8 protein-coding genes are annotated in these 19,706 nt (G+C 67.7%); 4 read left to right on the forward strand and 4 right to left on the reverse strand.

Annotated elements, in window-relative coordinates; translation table 11 throughout:
- Window positions 1-34 precede the first annotated feature (34 nt).
- Genes R2E43_RS33420 through R2E43_RS33430 form a run of 3 tightly spaced genes read right to left on the reverse strand, consistent with a single transcriptional unit; the run spans window position 35 to window position 5,867 of the window.
- Entirely contained in the window at window positions 35-3,334 is a 3,300-nt protein-coding gene (locus R2E43_RS33420; RefSeq protein WP_332056836.1) for a hypothetical protein, read from the reverse strand.
- Entirely contained in the window at window positions 3,331-4,581 is a 1,251-nt protein-coding gene (locus R2E43_RS33425; RefSeq protein WP_332057138.1) for a restriction endonuclease-related protein, read from the reverse strand. Before R2E43_RS33425 ends, R2E43_RS33420 begins: the two co-directional genes overlap by 4 nt.
- Before the next feature lie 59 nt (window positions 4,582-4,640).
- A complete protein-coding gene (locus R2E43_RS33430) occupies window positions 4,641-5,867 on the reverse strand; it encodes a helix-turn-helix domain-containing protein (RefSeq protein WP_332056837.1) in 1,227 nt (408 codons plus the stop codon).
- A gap of 433 nt (window positions 5,868-6,300) precedes the next feature.
- On the opposite strand from R2E43_RS33430, the gene R2E43_RS33435 reads away from it, so the two are divergent.
- Both R2E43_RS33435 and R2E43_RS33440 read left to right on the forward strand, forming a co-directional pair.
- The gene (locus R2E43_RS33435) at window positions 6,301-7,800 is read left to right on the forward strand and encodes a hypothetical protein (RefSeq protein WP_332056838.1); all 1,500 of its coding nucleotides are present in this window, start codon (window positions 6,301-6,303) and stop codon (window positions 7,798-7,800) included.
- A 1,226-nt stretch (window positions 7,801-9,026) separates the two neighbouring features.
- On the forward strand, window positions 9,027-14,315 hold the full coding sequence (locus R2E43_RS33440) for a sacsin N-terminal ATP-binding-like domain-containing protein (protein ID WP_332056839.1): 5,289 nt from the start codon (window positions 9,027-9,029) through the stop codon (window positions 14,313-14,315).
- A gap of 204 nt (window positions 14,316-14,519) precedes the next feature.
- Here R2E43_RS33440 and R2E43_RS33445 read toward each other — a convergent pair whose 3' ends face one another.
- Complete coding sequence (locus R2E43_RS33445) at window positions 14,520-15,608, reverse strand: hypothetical protein (protein ID WP_332056840.1); 1,089 nt, start codon at window positions 15,606-15,608, stop codon at window positions 14,520-14,522.
- A gap of 1,414 nt (window positions 15,609-17,022) precedes the next feature.
- On the opposite strand from R2E43_RS33445, the gene R2E43_RS33450 reads away from it, so the two are divergent.
- The gene (locus R2E43_RS33450) at window positions 17,023-19,080 is read left to right on the forward strand and encodes a GNAT family N-acetyltransferase (RefSeq protein ID WP_332056841.1); all 2,058 of its coding nucleotides are present in this window, start codon (window positions 17,023-17,025) and stop codon (window positions 19,078-19,080) included.
- Window positions 19,077-19,556 carry an ASCH domain-containing protein gene (locus tag R2E43_RS33455; RefSeq protein ID WP_332056842.1) on the forward strand — a complete coding sequence of 160 codons (480 nt, stop codon included), beginning with the start codon at window positions 19,077-19,079 and terminating at the stop codon, window positions 19,554-19,556. The genes R2E43_RS33450 and R2E43_RS33455 overlap by 4 nt, the downstream gene beginning before the upstream one ends.
- The last annotated feature ends 150 nt before the right edge of the window (window positions 19,557-19,706 follow it).

The following is a 19,706-nucleotide window of genomic DNA, read 5'->3' on the forward strand; positions in this document are numbered from 1 at the left end:
CCGCCGCGGCAAGGCGGCGACGGGCGTGGTCAGTTCAGAGCGTCTCGCGGTCGAGCCCTGCATAGGTCAGGAATGCCTGAAGCGCTTGACCGTAGAGCTCATTCATGATGTCGCGCTGTTTCGGAGTCCAGTCGCGGTAGATCTGTTCGATGATCGTGGCCAGGTCGGAGCTGAACTTCTTGTCGTGGATGGAGTGGTCCACGATGTGGAGGGTCATGTCGGTCTCGCCCCGCCGGGCACGGCCGGCGAGCTGGATGAGCAGGACGAGCATTCCTGCGACGAGTTCCTTGCGCAGGTCGTGGTCCATGTTGGAGAACCGGGCCGGGGAGCGAAGGATCTTGGTGAGTTGCTTCCAGGAGGCTTCGCCTGCTGCGCGCAGGACGGCCAAGGGCTCGTCGCTGCCGCCGGCGGGAAGGGTGTTGTAACCGGCGGCGTTGACGCTTGCGTGCAGCCAGTCGGTGTCCTCGATGCTCAGGACAGGCCGGACGCACAGATAGATGTCGCGGACTGCCGAGCGCGTTCCGACGACGATGTTCAGGCCCCGGCCGATGACGGCGAGGGGGGCGATAAGGATCTCTCCGCGGTCGGGGAACTCCTTGAGCTCTTCGCGGACCATCCGGTCCACGTGGGCAGGTAGGTGCTCCTCGTAGTTGTGTTTCTCCGGCTTCTTCACCAGCAGGCAGATCCGGTGGTTCAGCCCGTCGGCCTGTGCCACCCCGGAAGCGAGGTAGGCGGCCTGCTCATAGGAGTTGACGGCGAGGATGACGCGGGCCCGTTCCGGTTCGTGCTTCTCCAGGCGGGCCAGGCGCTTGGCGAGCTGCTGCTCGTACAGGCCCCGGCCGACATCGCGCAGTGCGTTGGGCTTCAGCTCTGGTGGGAGACCCCCGATCCTCATGGCATCCCCGCTGCTGCCCCGTACAGGCGTGGCGAGGGTGACGATGGACTCCGGACGGGTGTCGGGGAGCCACCAGCGGACCGGGGCATGGATGTGTTCCTGTACGGCCTGTGGTAGGTAGGCGGTGGCGGACAGGCCCATGACGGGGCGCTGCACGCCGGCCGCCAGCAGAGCGGTGAGGCCGCCGAGTTCGCTGACGAAGGTGTGCGGATCGCCGCCGAAAGAACGTGACAGGAGTTCCGCTTCCTGCTCCTTTTTGTCCATGCCCTTGACCTGGTAGCCGTGGATGGAGCGGCCCAGCATGGCCAGGGGGTAGAGGGTGGCGACCGTGCTGCTGCGCATGCTTTCAAGGATCTTGCGGACCGATCCCAGGTCGAGATAGCGCAGGGTCTGGGCCTGCATGCGCAGCTCGTCCAGCGCGCTGTCGAGTTCCCGTAGCACGGTGCGGGTGATCAACAGGTTCACCACGGCGGCCTGCTGATGCGCATCGGGCACGAGCTCACGCAGGAGCGTGCGCATCGCGTCGCGAGTGTCGGTGAGGTGGTCCTGGCCGCGCTGCGCGGTGAGGATCGTCAGGGCTGATTGGATGGCGTCCCAGTCGGCTCCGTCGGGAAGCTTGGCCTCCTCATCCGGTCCGGCCGCGTACCAGCGGGCGGGCATGATCTCGTCGAGGAAGGCGAACAGCTCGGGCGGAACGTCGTCGGCCGCGGTCTGGTGGGGGAACAGGAGCTGAAGGATTTCACGGTCCCTCGAGCGGGCCAGGCGCCAGCCGGTGTTGTCGCGGCTGGCCCCGTCAGGGCTGTCCGCCTCGTTGCCCGGGTTCAGCCTGAGCCCGCTGCCTGAGCAGAGCCACAGCAGCAGCATCTCGGCCATGAGCCGCGCGTGGCTGACCGGCGCTGCAAGGGACATCTCATGGACGACGGGCAGGTTCCTGGCGTCCGAGTCGATCTCCCGCAACGCGGTCGTCCGTTTCCGGGAAGCCAGAGTGAGCTCCGAGGTACAGCGGCTGATGGCGGCCGTCTGGAAGGCATCGATTTCATCGATCACCAGCGCATCGCAGGCGCGCAGCGTCATCTCCAGCACGCTCATGCCCCTGGTGCCACGTGCCTTGCCGCGGAACTCCTGCCCGTCCAGGACGACACCGATGCGTGTGCGGCCTTCCAGGAGGTTGGCGTGGTTGGTGACGATCACGGCCGCGTCGGTGGCCCGGTAGAACTGCTGGAACTTGCCGCACACCGGGGCGAAGGAGCAGGTGAGCCGGGTGGAGCCGGTGGCCGGAGAGGTCAGCGAGGTGCAGTTCTCCTCCCCGTACGGATACAGGGTGGGCGGGTCCATCAACGCCCGCTGCGCGCAGCCGGCCGACAGCAGCGCGATGTCGGTCCTGGCGCGCCGGTCCCATTCGTCGATCTGGGTGGAGGTACCCAGGGCGGCGTAGTCCATGGCCCGCCGGTGCATGCTCGACGGGGACATCAGCGGAGTGCAGTGAGCGGGCTCGGCTAGGTGCTTGTTCTTGTGCAGATAGGCCAGGTCGTTGTTGATGTCCCAGGCCATGTCCAGGGTGGCGCGGACATCGGTGACGGCGAGGGCGATTCGCCGGTCGTTGAGCGCTGCCCAGGACGCCATGACCCGTACGAGTACCGTTTTGCCGCTTCCCGTGGGGGCGTTGAGGACCTGCAGGTCTCCGGACGTCAGGTCCAGTTCGGTCAGCTCGCCGTCGGTCGTCTTCATTGCCTTGAAGAAGCGCTTGAGCACCTTGTGCAGGTAGGCGACGCTCTTGTCCTGGCCGCTAAGGATCTTGGCGACATCCAGGAGTTGGTTCACTGTCGGCGCGACCCGGTCGCGCTGCGGGCGAGTGTGCACCTGCGGGAGCACCTCGTGGCCGGGCGCTTCAAGGAAGCCGGGAGTCGCCTGGATATGGATCTCTCTACTGGTCGTGCCGTGCTCTTGGCCCAGGTAGGCCGTCCTCGTCTTGAGGGTCCCTGGGCCCGCGAACGCCTGTGCCTTGGGGCGCTTGCCGAAGGTGAAGAACGGCCCGGTGACGCGTTGTGCGTAGCCAAGGAAATCCCCTCCCACCCTGGGGATCACCGCCTCGGCCAGCTGTGGGTCTCCGGTCGGCAGCCGCAGCGAACCTCCCGACCTGTCCGCGAGGTCGGGATCGGGGGCCAGGGTGCCTAGGAGCGCGAGGACGGCGGCCCTGAGTTTCTTCGCATCCGTCCATTCGGGAGCCATCAAGGCCATCACCTGACGGATCAGGTTCCGCTCGGCCACTGGCAAGCTCGCCCACTCCGACCATGCCTGCGGCTTGCGGTGGGCGAAGAACGTGGCTTCTTCGAAGCCGGCCAGGATGCGCCCCTCGTCGTCCTTGCGGGGAAAGTAGTGCGCGGCCAGAGCGAGTGCTCCAGCCAGGCCGGCTTCCTTACCCGTCATCTCCCCCCTCACGCCTTGCCCTCCTTGATCTGCGTGATGACCATCTCGAGGTAGTCCGTCGCGGTCATCGCCGCCTTCATCCTGTATGTGCGGCACACCGCGTGGAGCTGGGCCACCTGGTCCTGGCGATGGTCGGGCACTACCAGGTACTCGGCGCCGCCCTTATCGCCGCCATCCATATGAAGTTTGCTGACCAGGTGATTCGGCCAGGTGTAGTCCTTGAAGTCAGCGGGAAAGTGCGGCTGTTCGCTTCCTTCGCGGGTGATCCACAGGTCACACTGGTCCCCGTTGGGCCACAGATGTGATGTCCAGGCGGTTCCCTCCAGGGCCGCCGCGGCGGCTCGGTGCAGGGCCAGTTCGGGTAGGCCAGGGATGACGGTGTAGCGCCACACCGGCCGTACCAGCGCCATGTACTCTGCGGCCGGCTTAGCCTGCGGCACGTGCGGTACGGTCCCGGTCCATAGGCGTGCGAACCGGCCGGACGGGACCCGGCATTCGAACGTCGGACTCAGTTCGGGGGCCGACTTCTTCCGGGCGGTCACGACGAACTCGTACGACGCGCCCGTCTCCTCGTGCCAGGGGTACAGACACCGCACCCTTCCCCTTGTGCGCGCGCCGGTGCGGGCAGTTGTCACCTTCATCGGCCACTTGCAGGCGGGGCAGGGCCACCACCAGCCGTTGAACTGCGCGTACTGGGCGATCGGCTTGTAGAAGTCGTTCGCCCGGGAGGGCAGCTTGAGCTCCGTGAGACTGCCCGTCGGCACCGTCGGGTTCTCAACCAGAGTGGTGCGGTGCCTCTGGTAGAAGGAGCCCTTGATCGCGCTGAAGACGGCTTCCTGGCTGTACTCGTCATCCAGCTTCGGTTTCGTTACCTGCCCGGTGAACTTCCCGACCTTCTGCGCGGCCCGCAGGACGCGCTGGGCTTCGTGCCGGAAGTCGAACCCGTCCTCCGTGGCAACGCCCTCGCTGTCCATGAGCCGCACGCCAGCGAGAGCCTCGCTGTCGATCCAGTCGGGCAGCAGCCCTTCCAGGGAGCCAGCCCGGTCGCCAGTGAGCCTGCCCATCAGTTCGTCGAACAGGATCAGGTGCCCCGGGCCGCATGCCGCCATCAGGATGCCGTGGGCCTCCATGAGGCGGTTCAGGCGTCTCGGCCCGTCCAGTCCCTCGCCGACCATCGCGTGCTCGCACACGGCGAACGCCTTGACGATTTCCAGCAGTGCGTGAGTCTGCTGAATGTCCGTTGTGTCGTCAGCTTGCATCACGTGCCGGACCATACGGCAGGCCACTGACAATGGGCCCTGGGAATCCGGAGGGGAGTTCAGCCAGAGCTCTCGTCGAGGCCCTCGGTGTCGATGCTGGGATACAGGCCGCGGTAGGCGTCGAGGTGGTCGGCGATGTGGCTTCGCCCGGAGTCGGTGAGGAACCACCGGTACGGTCCGTGAGTCACTCCGTCGGGGTGCCGCAACACGATGAAGCCCCGGCTCGGGGTCCGTCCATCAGGGCTTTGCCCCACCGCCAGGTAATGCGGCCCACGCCCGGCGAGGCTGCCGTCCACCCCCTGCGCTCCGGCGCGCGCGACCCGGACCATGATCTTCCAGAGCCACAACGACAGCAGCGGCGCAGGTGGTCCTGCTTCCCGGGGAGCCCCGAGGGCCGCACGGGCCACCGCTCGCCCGTGCCGGGTCATCTCCACCCGGGTACGGGGGATATCCCCCAGACCGTCGACATACAGCCGGTCCCGGTACACGACGATCAGGCCACGCCGCTCCAAAGCGGCCACCGACGATCCAGCTCCTGGGTCATGTACCCCCGCTGCGCGCAGCCCCTCCTGAATGCGGGTGTACCCGACTACATCAGACGAGGCGGAGACCGCCAACGTCATGCGCCGCCACTCGGCTGCCGGTCGCTGTTCCGCTCCCACCAAGCGGGCCTGCCGCTGTTCTTCCTCTACCTCCTGATCGTGACGGAAGATGCACGTCAGATAGGTACGTTGCCGCTTGTTGAGGGCCCTCCATACAGCCATCGACTCCTCGGAAGGCTGACGGGGACGTCGGATGGGAAGCACTGGAAGGGGGTCCTCCGGGCGGCTGCGGCGCCAGGCATCCATTACCACCCGGTCGGGGACTTTATAGACCTGGGCGATCATGTGCGCCACCCTCCCCAGGGTCTCGGGAGATCCCCACATCCAGCCGCGCACACGTCTGCCGCGTTCAAGATCGCGGATCTTCTCGGCGCTGATATGTAGGCCGTGCGCACCACGCTTGCGTCGTAGAACTGAGGCGGCTTCTTCCGTGCTCAAGCCAGCATCACGACGCAAGTCGGCCAGATTCTCGGTACCCGGTTCGCGCCCTGTCAGATCCTGCGCACCACATCGCAGAACCTCTAGCAATCGGCCGAAAGCTCGGTCACCAACAGTCCGTGTTCCCGCTTCCCAGTGGCGTACAGCACGTGGCGTAACCCCTACAGCGTCGGCGAGCTGTTCCACGCTCATGTCTCTGAACAGTCGTTGGCGTTGCAGGGCCTGGGGGCGGAGGGACTGTGCCATACCGGAAGCAAAACGTAGTGAACAGTTCACTGCAACTGTTCACGACGGGGCGATCCTGATCCGGCCAAGGCGGCTGCAGGTATCTACCGTCCAGAGATTGGGGCCAACGCTGGTCGCCCCTCAGGAGGCGCGCGGTCTGTGCCTCTCGGTCGCAGGGCCGGCCAGTGAAGGAGCCGTGGTGCACGACAGCGTGGGGAAGGCCGTGCGCGGATGGACGCCGACGCCGAGGTCACCGCCTGGCTCGGCCTGGCCGCCGAATACCGCAGTCACCTCTACGAGAGCCACCACGCCGACTAGGTCACTCCTTCGGGACGAGTTCTCCTGACCAGACGTGCGGACGCGCTCTTCGAACTGGCCGATGTGGTGCTGAACGCGGACCGTCCATTCCGGTCACTGGTGGAGGTGGAGTCGCGCGCTCTGGCAGGCTCCCCTCATGGCGTTCACCCCTCCTCCCGAGGCTTCGGACTTCACCTTCACGCTGGCCGACGCTCTCGACATACCTGTCCGCGTGCGCTCCGACGGAGACCTGGCGAAGTGGGACCGCCGCCAGGTGCCGAAGGCCGCGCAGCCATGGCCGGTGACCGACGCGCTCCCGGCAGACGGTGAATACCTGGCCACCACCACTTGGCGGCAACTCGTGACGGCGGCGACCAGCGCGGGCCGCGACCTGGCACCCTGGCTGCGGAAGACGCCGGCATTCGCCGTCAACGAACTCATCGCTCGCGTTGCCCCACTGCAGGCGTATCTCACACTCAAGGATTTCGAGGCGCCCGCTGGAGCGGCGGAGCGGCGGCTGTTCGTGAACGCCGTCTACCGCCACGGCACAGAACGCAGCGCCCATGCCGCCTTTGGATACCACCTGGGCATGACGATGGCCCAGTGGCTGACGGTCGGTATGGCGGGGCTGCCGGCCACCGTGCACCTGGAGGCTTGCGGCATACCCGAGCTGGTGGATCCGACGAAGAAGCTTCCAGATCTCTACGGCAATCACGCGGTCGAGGCGCTGCCGTGGCTGATCGAAGCCAAGGCGCGCAAGTCACTGGGAGTCGGCGACATGCGCGACGGACAGTGGCAGCTGGACCAGGCGACGGCGGAGATCGCCGTCGCGCACCGGCAGGTGCTCTGCGGAACGGTACTGCCGGAGCCCGGCCGCTGGGAGGACGACCACCTCGTCATGATGGTGCACACCACTCTCGTGGGCCCGTCCTCGGTCGGCGGCGTCCACTCCCTACCCGGCCCCTCGAGTGACGGAGGCGAACCCTCACTGGACGAGACCCCGGACGATCTGCTCAGTGTCGCGCGGGACCAACTTCTCGTCTTCAGAGCCTTGGCGTTCGGGGCAGTCCAGGACCTGCGGGTCGTCCCGCTTGCGGAAACGGGGCCGGGACCTGGCGGACCATCCAGGCGGAAGAGCGCCATGAGGCCGCTTGAACTAGATGCCGGGACCCGCGATCTACGCAGGCGTGTGCTGGCCGAAGGGGTGCCTTACGAGCGGCTTCGGCAGGAACAGCACTCGACCGTGAAAGAGTTCGTGGTCGGGCGTATCCCCGGTATTGGCCTCCACCTTGGCCTGTCGCGTGGTTTGTACGCGGCCTGCGCCCATCTGCACCAGATGCAGACGGAGATCCCAGCGGAGGAGCCCTTGTTCCCTGCGGCTCCGTTCCTCGTGCGGCGCGGGGCGGACGAGGAACGTGAGGAGATGAGCCGCGAAGCGCGGCGCACCTTCTACGAGCGCGAGGACGAGCGACTGGTGACGGTCAGGCGGGAGATGGCCAACGCGTACAGGACCCAAGAGGTGCCGGCCGGACTCCTGCGCGGTGCTCCCCTCGTGGTGGAAGGGCCCGAAGCCAGAGGCGGGGTGCTGGAGGCGAGGACGGCCGAGACATACATGGCCGTCGAACCCACCGATCCGATCATGCCCGGTCACCGCTGACTCTCCTCCCGAACTCGGACAGCAGAGGCAGCGTTTGTGCGGGAGGTAACTCCTCGGTGAGGTCTGAGCGGCCGCCCGCTTCCCGAGGAGCGCTGGTAGGGAGTAGGGATCTCGACGGCAACGTGGGCCCAGGCTACGGGAACGCCCTGTACTTCTTCTCCTCGTCCGGCAGCGATTTGCCGACACTGATTAAGGAGCCCCGGCGCCCAGGGGGCCGCAGCCTGTATGGGCGAGCGCGCTGTGAGATGTCGGTGATACGGCGAAGCCCCGTCGGGGATCCATACCCGACGGGGCTTCTGCAGGGAGCGCACAAGGGAGTGGGGCGTCCCCGATGGGCACAACTGTCGACTTCACCTCTCTCGAGCGTTCGGAGCCCTTGATACGACGAAGCCGTTCGGGAAGCACCCCATCGGGGCTTCTGCGCGAATCGTGCTACGACGTGTCGCGGTCGGCGTGGGTACCGTTGTATTCAGGCACCCCGCTCTCGAGCACGCGGAGCAGGGACGCGGTGACGACACGTGTCGTACGGCCGATGCGCAGCACGCGGCAGGGGAACTCTCCGCGACGAATAAGGTCGTAGCCCTTCGCTCGTGAGAATCCCAGTGCCCCTGATGCATCTTCCACGCTCCCTGTTCCGTCCCAGGTAGCCCGAATGCGGATAGGGCTGTAGCGGGGGGCCTGACGGCGCTTTGCTTTCTTGATGCATTTCGAAGTGTTTCTCCTTGCTCAGGCGGTATCGCTATTCTTAAAGTCGGTGGCTGGGGCCTCGTACTGCGGAGTCAGCTGGCAAAAACGGCAAAGCGGCAAGGGCCGGTAGCGGTTGCACCGATACCAGCTGAGAGAGCGCGCCGATCGGTGACGGGGTCGCTGCGTGCTGCAGAGAGCTGAAGGGGGACCAGGGATCTTGGCTCTCGGAGTCGATCTGGTGTCATCTTCGCGATTCCTTCCGGCATGCGAGCAGGTGTTGGCGGTGGGCCATTAATGATCCGCGGGATTGCCGGTTTGGCTAACCGGCAATCCCGCGCTATGTTGCGCCGCTTTGCAGGTGCTGCGGAGTCACAGGGCAGCTCGTGTCAAAAGCCCTTCAGGGCTCCTTCCCGCTTAGTAGGATCACCGGCAGAGCGGGGCGGAGGCGCACGGGGTGGGGGGCAGCGGTATGGCAGCGGGGGGTCGGCGGGGGGCGGCGGGGGGCGGCGGAGCGGTTGCGGGAGCGCCGTAGGGCCGCGGTGCGCAAGCGCGTTCACGACAAGGCACTCATCGAGGTGCGGGGCTGTCTGCGGGACTGGGACGACGGCCGTGACGCGGCACGCGAGGCCAAGGCGGTGGCCGAGACGATCATCGCGCCCGAGTACGAGGGCCGGGTGCTCATCGAGTTGTTGCAGAACGCGCACGACGCGCACCTGGCCCGCGCCGCCGACGGACGTATCGAAATCCGGCTGGACGAGGACGAGGGTGAGTACGGCACCCTCTATGTGGCCAATGGCGGCACGCCGTTCGGCGGCAAGAACTTCAAGGACCTGTGCCGCATCGCCCTATCCAGCAAGCGTGCCGACGCGGGGATCGGCCACAAGGGCGTGGGCTTCAAGAGCGTGCTGCACCTGTGCGACGCACCCGAGATCTACAGCGTGGCCAGGGAGGGATCCCGGGTCCCCGACGGATTCACCTTCCGGTTCGCCCGGCTCGATGACTACGACGCGCTCGCCCGGGAGGTGGCACCTGAACGCGCCGATTTCGACGACTACTTGAAGAAAACTCTGCTCACGTTGAAGGTGCCGGTCTTCCTGGAGGAGGCACCGAAGAGCGTTCATAACTTCATGCGCCGGGGCTTCGTCACCGTCGTCCGTCTGCCGCTGAAGTCGGCCGACGCGCGCTCGGCCGTCGGGGCACAAATGCGGGAACTCATGGACGAAAACGCCCCGTTCGAGCTGTTTCTTGACCGGCTGGAACGTGTCCGGCTGGAGCGGCGGGTCGCAGGGAAGACCCGGGGCAAGACGTATGACCGCCAGGTGGAGGTGCTGCACCAGGCCCGCGGCTTGAAGGTGCAGCAGGTCACCTTGCGCCGGCGGATGCGACTGATCGTCGTCTGCGGGAAGGTCGCCCCGGACCGCGCCCGGGAGGCGCTCACCGCGTCGATCGAGAAAAGCGGGATGCGACGCGACTGGATGGCTTGGGAGAAGAAGGCCGAGGTTCGCGTCGCCGTACCGGTCGCCGATCCCCTGCGGGAGGGGCGGCTGTACACCTTCCTGCCGATGGGCGAGCAGATCCCGACGCCCCTGCGCGGCTTCGTTCACGCCCCGTTCTTCGCCGAAATGAACCGGCGCTCGTTCAACGAGGCGGTGCCGTGGAATGGCCTGCTGCTCGACACCGTGGCCGAGACGTGTGCCCGCGCGGTGCTCGCCACGGTCGAGGGACGGGCCCCCATTCCCGCCGGAGCGCTGGTCGACCTGATGTGCTGGCGGTCGCCCACGGCACTGACCCGGCTCACTTCCGCCTTCCAGCGGCTGGGTCACGGCATCGCCCAGGTGCCGTTCATGCCTGTGATCGCCACGGCGTCCGGCACGCGCACCTCCCTGCACCGGGCAGTGCTGTGGGAAGGCAAGGAGCACGCCACGGCCTTCACCCCGCACCCGGTCGCCGCCAGTGGGGTCACCGATCTCCTCGACCCGCAGCTGCATTTTGTACGGCTGCGGCGGCTGGTGTCTCTCGCGAGGAGTGTGGGCACGCGCCTCGAACCGCCGTCGGAGCGCCTCGCCTCCTGGGCGGAGCGGCTCGCCGAGGCCGCCGCCAGTGCCCCCTTCGACCCTGGATGGTGGGCGGACTTCTACTACGACCTCTCGCAGGAGTTCCCCGACGGCTCGGACCTGACCGGCAAGCGGATCATTCTCACATCCGGGTCGGCGTCGCCGGCACCGGCTGGCGGGGAAGGCGTCTTCTTCGACCGCGAGTCCCTGCGGGGCGGCTCCCTTCCGGCCCTGCCCGACGGACTGTCCGGCCGTCTGCACTTCGTACACGAGGGCATCGCCTGGACCGGCAAGGGCCAAAAGCGCAGAGCGCAGGGCCGCACCTGGCTCAGGACCGCCGGCCTCGTCCACGAGTACGGAGCCGACCGGGTGCTCGAGGTCGTGGCCGCGGCACTGAGGGCGGACGGAGAGGGCGGAGTCGAGGACAGCGTGCGCCTGGCCTGCCTTCGCTACGCCTGCGCGGTCTCCCACGCGCTGGAGACCGAGGGGCGCAGGGCTCCGCGGCTGAAGGATCTCCGGGTACCGACCCGGGGCGGCTGGCAGGAGGCGAGCCGTGCCATGTTCGGGCCGGGATGGCCCGGTGAGCACTCTTCCGTCGATGACACTCTGACCCGGTTCCTGGAGCGCGTCCGGGGACTGTCGTCCGTACTCACCCAGACGGAGCAGCGGCTCCTCCCGCGCCCCGAAGAGCTGTGCGGGGACACGCTCCCCGTCGAGGCCATGCGGCGCTTCCTCGAACGGCACGGCGTCGCTCACGGCCTGCGTCCCCGGCACGAGGGCTTCCGCACCGAAGTGCGAGGCCAGGATCTCAACTGGCCCGCTCGATTCTGGGTTCCGAACCGGCGGGATCTGCTGCCGCAGTGGCGGACGACCGCCGAGCGCTGGCCGAACCGGCGGCGGGTCGGTTACCTCAAGGTGGCCTACCACTCACGCGCCCATTCCGCGGACGTGCTGCCCGGACAGGACGACTACGCCGCCTTCGGCGAGGAGGACCGCAGGCTCTACGCGGAACTCATCGTGCACGGCCTCGCCTTCTCCTGGCTCGACTCCGCGCTGGAGATGCATTTCGTACGCCACACCGACTCCGCGGGCACCCCCTGGCCCACTCCGCTGGCCGCCTTCCTCGCCCAAGCGCCGTGGATCCCGCAGACCACCGTCCCAGGCGCTACCGCTGAGGGGATCGTGTTCGCCACGGCGGGCCGGGCCTGGTGGGGGCAGGGCACGCAGTCCCCGCCCCCTTTCCTCAGCGTGGTGCCCGCGACCTTGCGCAGCAGGCGGTCCGCCAAGCTCGTGGCACGCCTCGGCCTGCTCGGCATCCGCTCCTGGGACGACCCCGGCACCGCGCTCGATCGGCTCAGCTATCTGCCCAACCTGGTGCAGGCCGGCCCGCACCTGCGCGAAGGCAGGCACGCGCACGAGATCGGGCAGGAGTACGAGAAGGCGTGGGCCCAGCTGCTGCCCGCGAACGGCGGCACACGCACCACCGACGGCGGGCCTGCCACGCCACCGCACCGGCTGCTGGTCCACCGGGCCGGTGCACTCGAACCCCTGGACGCGGCGGAGACGGACGAGCCGGTCTTCGTCCCGGACCCGGACGGCGCCCAGAACCGGGCCCTCCTGGACCGCATCCCGGTACCTGTGATCCCGATCAGGGACAGGGCGCTGGGCGCCCGGGTCCACGCCTTCCTCGACCAGGGGACGACGTTCGACGTCCAACGGTGCGGCGACGCCACACACGACATCCAGGTTAACGGGCTGCCCATCCGTGAGGCGATGCGCCTGCCGCTGACCCAGTACGCGGGCCCCTGGCTGCTCACCCTGGTCGCGGCCCTGGTGGAGTTCGACGAGGAGCGCGCGTCCCGGACGGAGCCCGTGACCGTGGCCGAGGCGACCACCCTGCTGCGCCGCTGCGAGGTGACCGTGGCCGACGAGGCCGTCGTCTGGATCGCCGGACACCGTCTCACCGAGAACGGCACGGACCGCGCCCTGCTCCACCCACACCCCGACCGGCCCTGTGTCGTCGTCATGCACAACGGGGCGCGCACCGGCTGGCGGGTGCTCCGTACCGCCGCACCCGCCCTGGCCGCTCTCATCCGCGCGCCCTACCTCGCGGACATCCTGTGGAAGGCACTGACCCGGCTGGAGGAGCGGGACCTGAAGACGGACGACGTTTCCGAGGAGGATCTCGCGGACGTCCTGGAGCTACGGCAGCACCAGCTGCGCGTAATCCTCGCCGAGCGCGCCTCGCAGCGCTCCGGCAGCGCGCGGCTCGTGCCGCTCCTCGCCTGCCTCTACCTCGACCTCGCGGAGGAACTCCAACAGCGCGTCGAGGAATTCCCCGACCGTGCAGCCCTCCTGGCCTGGCTCACCGCCCGCACCGGCGCACCCGACGCGGAACGCCTCATGCGGCTCCTCGACGACGACGATCCGGAACGGCAGCTGAGGGCCCTGTCCGTAACCCTGGCCGAAGCCAACCGCGCCTGGCGCGCACTGAGTCTGCCGCAGATCGACAACACCGACCGGCACGAACAGCAGTTCGCGACCTGGCTCCAGCGAAACCGTCCCGCACTCGCCGAGCGGATCAGGGACGCCCACGCCGACGTCCACCGCTCCGGCCGGTCCCTGGCCGCCTACGTGCGCCTGCGGGGCCTGCCCACACTCGCGCCGGACCCGACCTGGCACACGACACTCTGGGACCTCACCGACCAGCTCCTCCAAGCTCACGCGGACGCCTGGCTGACCCGATCGCTCCCCGCACAACCGTCGACGTCCCGCGCGCTGCCGCCGCTCACCGAGGTCCGCGAAGCATCCACCACCGCCGTCCACCAGCACCTGCCGCGTCTACGGCAGCTGATCCAGGAATGGCAGCGTCTGCACCCGACGAGCCACACCGTGGTGCCGCCGCCCCCGCAAGAGGTGCTACGAGCGCTGGACGACGAAGGGCTGCTGGACTTCGAGGTCCTATCCACGAAGGCGTTGATCACCTGGCTCAGCCACCACGGCCACTGGCCGACGGACATGCCCCTGTCGGACCGGCGCGCCCAACTCGGGCTGTCCCCGACGAGCTCGTCGGCGCCTGCCGGGAACAGCGGCACGGCCGCGGGCACAGGCCAGTCCGGAGCACCCGTGCCCGGCCCCCAAGTGGCTCTGAACGGCAGGCTCGTCCCGGCGGGCCCCGACGACCTGGCCGCACTGGCCCGTGAGGTGGCCGCGGACCTGACACCGGAACAACGCGCCACTTCGGCCACGGCCGTGACCACGCTCGCGCCCCGCATTCCCCGGCCGCGCACCCCGTCACAGCCCGGAACGGGATCGCAGGGCGGTTCCTACCAGGCCGCGGGCAACGACCAAGACCGCACCGTGCCTGTGGGCGTAGCGGGAGAGGCGGCGGTGGCCGCCTGGCTGCACAAGCAGTTCGGCGTCGAACCACAGGACTCATGGAAGTCCAGCCTGCGCGTGCACGGACTCGCCGGAGCACAGCCGGGGGACGACCGGCTCGGCTACGACTTCCTCATCCACGACGGCGACGCGACCTACCTCTACGAGGTCAAGGCGTCCACGGGCGACAGCGGAGAGATCATCCTGGGCGAGTCGGAGGTACGACGCGCTTCCCGGCTGGCCCCGGGCGAGACGTACTTCATCGTGTACGTCTCCCATGTCTTCGACCGTGACCGCCGCGCCATCACCGTCCTGCCCAACCCATTCGGCGCCCCGGACCTCGCAGGCTACGAACTGGTTAGCACCCAGCTGAGGCTCCGCTTCAACCTTGGCTGAATCAATAAGTTCGAGTCCGGCTGGCTGTGGGACGTCGGCCTTTTTGACGAGCTTGGCAGGCATGGGTTGGACACTGAGTGGGCATGGCCGAGCCGAGCTGAAATGCAAACTGCCCAGCCTGATCATTCGAGGGCACGGCCATCAGGTCCCGATGTCTAGAAGGAGGGCTCGAGCAGCTCATGCCGGTGTCGGCGGAGCGGGCGCTCAGTAGGTCGGTCCGTAAGGGCTCCAGTGCCCGAGGAAGGGCCTTAGGTCGTCGGCTCGCGGTTCGGGGACGTCGGGCAACCGGGGTGGTGAGTTCAGCGGGTCGAGGCGCTCGACGGTGGCCACTGCCCAGCTGATCCATGCTTCGGCGTCGGTTCTGGCCTGCCCTGGCGGCATGGCCTCGACGCGCGTGCGTATGGCGCTCACGTACTCCGTCAGTCGAGTGGCGTGGCGCCAAGCCGCTTCCTGCGCTTCGAAGTGCCTGACGCGGTACGCCTCGGCGTACCGGATGCGGGCTTCTTCCATGGCGGCTTCCCAGCGGATGCGCTTCTGGCGTGCCGCTTCGATCTCGTCGAGGCGTCTGCGTTCTGCGGCTTCGCCTCGAAGCGTGATCTCCTGTGCGATCTCGGCGAGCTGGTCTTCGAGGGGGCGGCCGGGGGTGTCGGCCCATTCGCTCGCCCGGTGCGGCTGGCCGCCGCTGAGGACGAAGCGGAGGCGTTCGGACGGGGTGTAGTCGAAGCGGGGGATCCTGACCCAGGAGTCCTTCTTGGCCGCGGCGAGTTCCTTCTCGGTGGCGATGTGCTCGGTCCGGTCTTGCTCCTGGAGGACAAGGAACCCCACGGTCTGGCCCTGTACGGTGATGGTGAAGTGGGGAGATGCCCTCCGGCGGCGATGAGATGGCGGCGCGAAGCCGGTCTGTCCTGCCGAACTGGAGTGTCCTTCGGCCTCGGCGGCGGTGATCAGTGCCTGGATGAGCCGGAGGGCGCGGCCTTGGACGGGTTTGGTCAGGCCCAGTGGCTGGGGTTCGTTCTGCATGGCCCGGACCACGGTGTGCGGCCGCGCGAGCCGCGAGGGCACGGGGACGGGTTCGAGGACGGCAAGGCGCCAGGCGGGGATGTCGACGAGCTTGACCTCGTACCCGCCACGGCACCAACTCCCGTACAGCTCCTTCGTCTCCGGGACCCTTCCGGACCTACGTGCCGCGGCGACGCGGGACGGCCACTTCTCCAAGTCCGGACCGCTGCCGTTCTTGACGATCCGGCCGCCGGCGTCCGCGAGCTCTTGCAGCAGCTGCTCCGTGAACGTCACACGAGGTTGTGATGGAGGGCTTGGCTTCCGTCCGGCGGCCGGAGTTTCCTGCGCTCGGGTGGAGTGGGGTCGTGGAGCGGCGGCCTGGGGCTTGCGCGGGCGTGACCCGCGGAAAGGGTAGGTGCCGTGCGCCAGGTAGTGCTGGCCTGCACTCGTCAGGGCGACGCTCCACTGCCCGCCCTTCCGGGAGACAGTGACCAGGCCCCGGTTCTGCAGTGCCTGACACGTGGTCTTGTAGGAGCTGGTCTCCCAGACACCGGCAGGGCACCCGGCTCCCACCCACTGCAGCACTGACAGTTGCCGCTCATTGACCTGCCGCTCCAATGGCCCGCCTTCGACTTAAGGTTGACGTACGACGGCGGCATGTTGTCAGTTCCGTTTGTCGGCGACGGGCGGTTCAAAACAATTTGCTCGAACGAGCTGGGGCTGACGCGGGCCGTGTGTACGCCGCGATGGCGGCGTAACGCCGACCGGTGCGTGGCCGGCTCTTCGCCGAAGGGAGCGATGAGCTGCCATTGTGCGGGCGAACCGTGCGGGCGGCGAATGTCGCCGTTGCCGTCAGTTCGGCCTCCATGAGCTGCTGGCGAGTCAGCCCGGTGGCTTCGGTCGGGGCCTTCAGCCACTGAGCTTCGCGCGCAAGTGTTCGTTCTCCTTCTCCAGCGTCTTAAGGCGTCGTTCGAGTTCGGCCTGTGTCGGCTTCTTCGGGGGCGGTGGAGGTAGGGGCTCTGTTGCATCCGGTGGCTCTCCACGCAGTCCGATGGGTTCGAAAGCCACGATTGTTTGCCGGTCTGCCCCACACTCAGAGCATCGCCTGCCGTATGACCCGGCCGAGAGGGGGCGGTATACGTGTAGTGCGCCTCCGTCTCGATGGTGTGGCCGCAGTACAGCCGGACACGCCACCGCATGATCTCGTGGTCGGCCTTCTTGAAGGACTGCATTAGCTTTGCGACGTTCTCGAACGCCTGACGGCGATGCTCCGCCCTCTCCGGATCTGCCCGGCACTTGGCGTCGTCCTCCTCGACCTGGCGCCGAGCCCACTCGCTGATCTCCTCGCTCTGCTTCTGACGGCGGTGGTCCCCGCGCGTGAGTTCATACTCCTCCAACGGAACCCCGCTGCTCCGGTACTCGACTTCGCGCATGACGGCAAGCGTAGAAGCGGCGTCCACGCGGTCGTGGAGAAGAATGGTCTTGATCAACCAGCTTGCGGATTCTGCCCATGAGTGACCGCCGGGGTGCGTACTGGCCCAGAGGGGCCGGGGTGGTTGATCAGGTTCGCGGTCACAGGAGTCGCTGCGGGCTGTCAGGTGAGTTCCCGCCAGTCAGCCGGTTTTGATCAATCAGTGGCTCGGCACTGACGCTGTTGGGCAGTATGCCGTCCTGGGGCATTGTCGGTTGAGAGAACCGGAGGGGGAACATGGCGATCAGAGTGCTGCCGGTGTCTGCGGAACAGTTGGAGTTGCTGGACGCGGTTGTCGCTTTGGGCGACCGATACACGAAGTATCTGGGTCTGCTCACGCCGCCTGCCTACCGTAAGCACGCCGAGGACGGCGGCCTGCTGGTGGCTGTGGATGACGAGGAGGTCGTTGGTTACGCGCTCTTCGGGCTGCCTAAGCGGAGTCTGTATGTGCGTCTGGCTCATTTGTGCGTGGCCGAGGAGCATCGAGGCAGGGGTGTTGCTCGTGCGCTGATCGAGGCGATCCGCGCGCGGCATGCTCATCGTCTCGGTATTCGTGCGAAGTGTCGGCGCGACTATGGGCTCAGCGGCATGTGGACGGCGCTGGGCTTTGTTCCCAAGGGTGAGAGCCTGGGGCGGGGCAAGGACCAGGAGACGCTGGACACCTGGTGGCTCGACCTGGGGCACGAGGATCTGTTCACCGAGGCTCAGAGTGATGCGCTGCTGGTGGTGACCGTCGACCATGGGGTGTTCGCTGGGCTGCGCGGTACGGGAGCGGAACGCGCTGTTGCGGAGTCGCGTGCCCTCGAAGCGGGATGGCTCGCCGACCTGATCGAGCTCGCGTTCACTCCGCAGCTTCTGCACGATGTACGCGATGTCGAGGAGCGTGAGGCGCGCAACCATGAGCGCGCGGGGCTGGTTGAGTTGCGGTCACTGTCTCCGGACAGCGCAGCCGTGGCCATCCGCTTGGAGGAGCTGGCCGCGGCAGCCAGGAAGGAGCTGCCTGATGTCCCCCTCGACGGTCGGCAGCGCTCCCGCTTGCGCTACGTGGCCGAGACATCGTGTGCCGGGCTCCAGGTGCTGGTGACGCGCGATCCCGCACTGGCGGCTCTGGCCGACATCGCCTGGGACGTCGCACGGGTCAAGGTCGTCTCCCCGGCCGTGGTCACGCTGCATGTGGACGAATTGCGCCAGGCCCAGGTGTACCGTCCTGCGGATCTCATGGGGACTGCCTTCTCCGCCGACGAGATCGCGCCAGGCAGTGAAGGAGAGCTGGTCGCCTTCTTCGACCAGGCCGAGGGTGACCGTGGAACGGCCTTCGCGGAGCGACTGAAAAGCCTCGCCAATGACGGCGTGCTGTGGAGCAGGGAGCTGCTCCGGGACGGAGAGGGGCATCCCGTAGCCCTTTATGTCTGGGCTATGGACGGCCGCACGCTGAACGTGGCGTTCCTCCGCACGGCATCGCACCCGCTGGAGGAGACACTCGCCCGGCAACTGCTGTTCCTGCTCAAGCGGCTCGGCCGAGAGCGAGGGGCGCAGGCGGTCCGTATCACCGATCCGTTCCTGTCGCCGACGGCGATGTCGGCTGCCGGCGCGGACGGTTTCACGGAGGGCGAGAGTGGTTTCACCGCACTCCTGGTCGACGTCTGCGGACCTGCCGAGTCCGTCTCGGAGAAGGCCGCGGAGATCGCGGGACGGATGAGGCGGTCGACGCCACGGCTGGATGATCGCGCGTCGCCCGAGATCGTGAGCATGGCCGAGCGGGTGTGGTGGCCGGCCAAACTGATCGACACGGCCCTGCCCTCCTTCATCGCCCCCATCAAGCCGCGCTGGTCCACGGAGCTCTTCGACGTTCCGGCCATGCTCGTTCCCCGGGACGACGTCCTGGGCATCAGCCGCGAGCACGTTTACTACCGCTCGTCCGGACACCGGGGAGAGAGCGTTCCCGCCCGGATCCTGTGGTACGTCAGTGAGGGGACTTCGGGGCAGCAGGGCAAGATGGTCATCGGCTGTTCACGTCTGGACGAGGTGGTCATCGACGACCCTGACACCCTCTTCTCGCGATTCGAACACCTGGGCGTATATGGTCGTGCCGAAGTGCGTGCGACAGCCGACGACTCGGGCAAGGTCATGGCTCTGAGGTTCTCGGACACAGAGATCTTTCCCGTACAGGTGACGCATTCACGATTGACCGCGTTGGCGAACGGGCTGGGACTACGGTTGTCGCTGATGTCGCTGTCCAAGATCAGCAACGCGCTGTTCCAGGCCGTTTACGAAGAGGGGCACCGAAAGACGTGAGTGATCCGGAGCGCGCGATGCTGCTGTCCGTCCACCCTCGGTTCGCCACGGCGATCCTTGCCGGAACCAAGACGGTCGAGGTCCGCCGGCAGCGCGTCGCCGCCCCACCGGGCACGCCCGTGCTCCTGTACGCGACCGCGCCTACGATGGCCATCGTGGGCATGGCGCGGATCGCTTCCGTGCAGGTGGCCTCCCCGCGGGAGGTCTGGTCGGCCAGCCGTACGAGCGCCGGGATCAGCCGGCGCGAGTACGACGAGTACATGAGCGGAGCGACCCAGGCCAGCGGTCTGTCACTCGAAGAACCGATCGCTTTCGAGGACCCCGTCCCTCTGGCCGCGCTGCGAGCCTCCGGGTCGTTCCATCCGCCCCAGAGCTATCGGTACTTGACCGATGAAGACCTCCGGAAGGTCGCTGAGGCAGCACCGGTGACCAGGGCGGCGCTTCAGGTCGCATTGAACGACCTGGCGCCGGCCTAGGCCGATTACCCCTCCTCAACGCGCGGGCGAGGTGGCGGTGACACCAGACCGACGGACGGGCATGGGCTCCGCTTCGGTGCGACGGCCACCCGCGGTTCGTGCGTCGACCGCGACCGGATCGTGGACGCCGACCGCGCCAGTGCCTGCGGG

The organism is Streptomyces violaceoruber (assembly GCF_033406955.1).
Taxonomy (GTDB): Bacteria; Actinomycetota; Actinomycetes; order Streptomycetales; family Streptomycetaceae; genus Streptomyces; species Streptomyces violaceoruber.

Bases quoted from the DNA above. Each gene is read 5' to 3' on its own strand.
- R2E43_RS33425 (WP_332057138.1), bottom strand. From the start codon at position 4,581: ATGCAAGCTGACGACACAACGGACATTCAGCAGACTCACGCACTGCTG.
- R2E43_RS33430 (WP_332056837.1), bottom strand. From the start codon at position 5,867: ATGGCACAGTCCCTCCGCCCCCAGGCCCTGCAACGCCAACGACTGTTC.
- R2E43_RS33435 (WP_332056838.1), top strand. From the start codon at position 6,301: ATGGCGTTCACCCCTCCTCCCGAGGCTTCGGACTTCACCTTCACGCTG.
- R2E43_RS33450 (WP_332056841.1), top strand. From the start codon at position 17,023: ATGGCGATCAGAGTGCTGCCGGTGTCTGCGGAACAGTTGGAGTTGCTG.